The organism is Neisseria oralis, assembly GCF_045062685.1.
Taxonomy (GTDB): Bacteria; Pseudomonadota; Gammaproteobacteria; order Burkholderiales; family Neisseriaceae; genus Neisseria; species Neisseria oralis.
Map to the genome: position 1 here is coordinate 1 of NZ_JBJGEB010000025.1, position 3,235 is coordinate 3,235.

The following is a 3,235-nucleotide window of genomic DNA, read 5'->3' on the forward strand; positions in this document are numbered from 1 at the left end:
AGAGTCCACGCTCCTGCACCTTTCTTTTTGTATTCATCAATCTTGCTCATTAACCGTTTTTCTGCTGCATCATCAAGTAGCTGCGGTTCCAGACGAGGAGGGAGGATGCCGGAGAAGACGAAATCGGTTTCGTCGGTCAGTACCTTGATGCCGAGGATGGGGTTGACGGGCATGCCGGCGAGGACGGCAGCCTTACATGCGGGGCATTTTTTTTTTGAGTCGGCCTTTGTACTTGTTGTTCATAATCAGGCAGCGCGGCGGGCGGAAAGTTCGACAGGCCGTCTGAAAGGTTTTTTCAGACGGCCTTACGGATTTGTTGGGTCGGGACCCAACCTATACTTACCGACACTTGCTAAAATTGTTTCAGACGGCTTGTTTGAATTTTTATTAGTAAAGGTTACCATCTAATTCAATAGTAAGGTATTTCCTCGATATTATTAACATTCTTTATAGTTATTTCTCTATTTTTGGCAAGAGTATTTAAAGTAGATAAATACAGAAGGGTGCTTAAAAAGGATATTTGTAGCTAAATTTCCAATTCCTCCTGTTGCAATTTTAGGTATCATGATGAATTCACTATGGTTTAAGAAATAAGTTGAGAGAGGCGTAGTAATTTTTCCTGTTTCAAAAAGTTCCCAAATATATGGATATTTTAACTGATAATCTTTACCATATTTTTTATAGATTCGATACTTCTTCAAATTAATAATAAATTCTTTTGATTCTATAAGATTATTAGTAAGTATATCATCACCTTTTATAACTATATCTGAATAAAAATATTCACTAAAACTAGTATTGTTGGTAATTACTTTAAAAATATTATCAAATTCATAATCAAGAAAGTTAATATTTTTAGTTATTTGATTTTCAATGACTTTTAATACTATCGAATTCTCAAGTAATTGAGACATTATACTTTTAAAAATATTCTCTTCTTCTGAGTTACCATAATAAGCAATGATAGCAATGTCTATATTTTTATCAGAGGTAGGAAAAAAGTTATCTAATTCAGGAATTGAGGTTACATATTTCTGCCACTTAGTTTGATAGAGATAAATCATTTTATTCCACTCTCGTAAGTAGAGTCTTGGTCGGTATAGACGTAGGTATAGCTTCCGTGAGGATGAATTTCCTGCAGCAGATGGCTGCCGTCCCAAACGAATTCGATGTGACTGCCGAGGCCGGTTTTCAGAAATTTTGGACGACCTTGCAGGTTTGTTGGGGCTCAACCCAACCTACACTTGCTATTTTGATAGTAGAAAATTTGTTATTAATACATCTATATTGTTAATTAATTTGATAGGAACTATCACTGTGTATAGTAAACTTTCATCAAATGAACTATTAAAATCACATATGTCATGACAATTATCATCTATAATGACTTTTATAATTTTTTTTTCATTGGAAGTCTTCGCTGAAAAAATGGGATTCCCATCCATAAATGGTGTACCATCAGAATATGTGGTTTTGAAGTATGGGAAAATCCATTCTTCTCTATTGATTGAGTTTATTTCAAGTAATTTGATAAATATATTTTCAATATATTGTTCCAATTTATTATATTCATCAATATTTTTATACCAATTTGCATATTTTTCTGTCATGTTAAATGCTTTCTAAATATTTAAGGATTCGGTTCAATTCTTCCTGAAATAATTTCAATATCTACACGTTCATGCTTAGTTCCTTTTACCATGAAGGTTTTTGATATAGGAGCATCTAATCCATTACAACTGTTTCCATTTTCTAAAAAATTTTCAGCTTTCTTAAAAGCCTCTTTTCTATCTTTTAGATCTTTCCTTGAGAGTTTCTTTTTCAGTTCTTTGAGCTTATCTTGAACATCTTTTACAGTAACTGGCTCATCTGTATTCCAAGAAACGGATTCTTCTAAATGCGTTCCTTGTGCTTGAACGCGTCCCCTATTTTTTGCTAATCCCAACGGGTCAACCCATCGCTGCGTATTTGGTGCAAAAGTATAAAGATTCTCCCCGCCTTCCAACCCGATCGGGTCTTGGTTGATAAACCTACCCGAATGCGGGTCGTAGTACCTGAAGAAGTTGTAATGCAGCCCCGTCTCCCCGTCGCAATACTGGTTCTGCAACCGGAACGGCTGGTGCGCATTGGCAATATTGGTTTCCTCCGTGAGTTTGCCCCAGCCGCCATAGTTGCCGAACCACAGCAGCCTTCCCTCGCCGTCGGTCATCTCCCGCGGCAGGCCGATCTGGTCGCAGTGGAAGTAGTTGACCTGCCGTCGGGTTTCGCCCGCTTCGTCCTCCCATTCGCAAATCTGCGCCAGCGGTTCATAAGAATCTTGGTCGGTATAGACGTAGGTATAGCTTCCGTGCGGGTGAATTTCCTGCAGCAGATGGCTGCTGTCGGAGACGATTTTCAGACGGCCTTTAGCACGTTAGTGCGTTGCAGCGGCAGACCGTCCCTGTCCAATGAATTTTTTATAGTGATTTCTACTCGGGCATTCCAAAATCTAATGCATCATAAATATAACTGCTTACTTACAAAAATTACATGTAAGTTTTAAGTTTACGTCTTATTAGAATTAAAGTTTATTTGATTATTTTGTACTAATTAATTCTCCTGCTACTAAAAGATCATGATGGATTTTACATTCACATGAATTAACCCAACCAAAATGTAGATCTTCATTTAAAGAATATTTAATATTCTCGGTTATAAAGTCATCCATGACAGTCAAAGGGTTTTTCAAACTAGCGAATACACTACCTTCACATGGCCAATCTGTTACACATGGTTCTAAAAGCAAAATATTACCTATTTTCAACTCCTCATCTAAAATCTATTTTCAACTCCTCATCTAAAATTGTTTGCAATTCAAGACATAGACATGTTTTGTTATTTTTTCTCATTTTTCACCTAAAAATTCAATAGCTATTTAGAAAGGGATACTATATGACATGAAATTAAAATACTTACCCAATACTTTTGAATAAAACCTTATAGACGTAGGTATAGCTTCCGTGCGGGTGAATTTCCTGCAGCAGGCGGCTGCCGTCCCAAACGAATTCGATGCGGCTGCCGGGGACGGTTTTCAGACGGCCTCTCTCGTCGGCGGCGGGGCGGTGTTCTTCGCCGACTTCAACTTTGAAAATATGCCTTCTAAGCAGGAAGGAGGGGCAGGAAATGTAAAATTGTCTTTTATCTTAATAAGTAAAATGCTTTTATTATATGTTACGGCTTGCTTTCCCATACGATT

The 3,235-nt window shown here is 37.3% G+C and carries 4 protein-coding genes; 1 reads left to right on the top strand and 3 read right to left on the bottom strand.

Annotation, left to right across the window (positions count from 1 at the left end; genetic code table 11):
- Positions 1-461: 461 nt before the first annotated feature.
- From ACI43T_RS11805 to ACI43T_RS11815, 3 genes are all read right to left on the bottom strand, one after another.
- Positions 462-1,064: a hypothetical protein gene (locus ACI43T_RS11805; protein WP_405387286.1), complete on the bottom strand. Its 603-nt coding sequence runs from the start codon at positions 1,062-1,064 to the stop codon at positions 462-464.
- A 183-nt stretch (positions 1,065-1,247) separates the two neighbouring features.
- Positions 1,248-1,610, bottom strand: a complete 363-nt coding sequence (locus ACI43T_RS11810) for a hypothetical protein (RefSeq protein WP_405387288.1) — start codon at positions 1,608-1,610, stop codon at positions 1,248-1,250.
- A 20-nt stretch (positions 1,611-1,630) separates the two neighbouring features.
- On the bottom strand, positions 1,631-2,398 hold the full coding sequence (locus ACI43T_RS11815; protein ID WP_405387292.1) for an RHS repeat domain-containing protein: 768 nt from the start codon (positions 2,396-2,398) through the stop codon (positions 1,631-1,633).
- Positions 2,399-2,999: 601 nt separating this feature from the next.
- On the opposite strand from ACI43T_RS11815, the gene ACI43T_RS11820 reads away from it, so the two are divergent.
- Positions 3,000-3,235, top strand: a 236-nt coding sequence (locus ACI43T_RS11820; protein WP_405387290.1) for a hypothetical protein, incomplete at its 3' end; no start/stop codon positions are given.

Coding starts and splice junctions, on each gene's coding strand:
- ACI43T_RS11805 (WP_405387286.1), bottom strand. CDS start 1,064: ATGATTTATCTCTATCAAACTAAGTGGCAGAAATATGTAACCTCAATT.
- ACI43T_RS11810 (WP_405387288.1), bottom strand. CDS start 1,610: ATGACAGAAAAATATGCAAATTGGTATAAAAATATTGATGAATATAAT.